Here is a 705-nt window from a genome sequence, read left to right on the forward strand (position 1 = left end):
AGAGGTTGTCGTGAAGCGCCTGCGCACAAAAGCCTCCATCCAAGACGCTCTCATGGAAGCCATGAAAATTTCCCGCTAAAACCCCTCACAACCCCCTTGCGCAGTTTTTGCGCGTTTGCTAAACTTCCTACCATCAACAACCGAAAGGCAATCATGGTCGGAGTAAATGGCATTGAGATCAAGGTGGGGCAGGTGTGGCGCTGCCGAGATGGTAAAGAGCGCAAAGTCGTCAGCAACGACGGGCACGACGATTGGCCGTGGGACCTCGAAAACGGCGACTCGGTGTCCGACACTGGCGCTGAGTTTTATGACGGAGAGAGCAACAGCGACCTGATCGAACTCGTCAAGGACGAGAACGGCTTCACGATCTGGCGCGGCGGTGAGCAGCCGGCGGAAACGCGCGGGAAGGTGGTCGAAGTTAGGATCGGCCGCTCGACCAAGCACGGTCCTGCCGACAGATATATGTGGAACCACTGCGGTAACGCAGACATCGCCGCCTACAAAGTGGCCGAGAAAGCCGCAGCCCCGCAGCCCTCCGACAGCGCCACCCTCGCCGAAGAAACCCTGAGCGCCCTCGGCTGGACGTTCGACGGCCAAGCGTGGACGGAGCAGCCGAAGGCTGAATTGCCCATCGGTATGGTGCCCAACGCGCTCGACGTGCAGGTCGGCGGCACCCACTACAAAGACTGCGCCATCCAACCCATC

1 protein-coding gene is annotated in these 705 nt (G+C 59.9%); it reads left to right on the top strand.

What is annotated here, in order from left to right; translation table 11 throughout:
• Window positions 1–153: 153 nt before the first annotated feature.
• Window positions 154–705: hypothetical protein (locus tag I6F10_RS20015; protein WP_197099318.1), on the top strand; the 552-nt coding region annotated here is incomplete at its 3' end.

This window comes from Pseudoalteromonas sp. SWYJZ98, assembly GCF_015864495.1.
GTDB classification, from domain to species: domain Bacteria; phylum Pseudomonadota; class Gammaproteobacteria; order Enterobacterales; family Alteromonadaceae; genus Pseudoalteromonas; species Pseudoalteromonas distincta.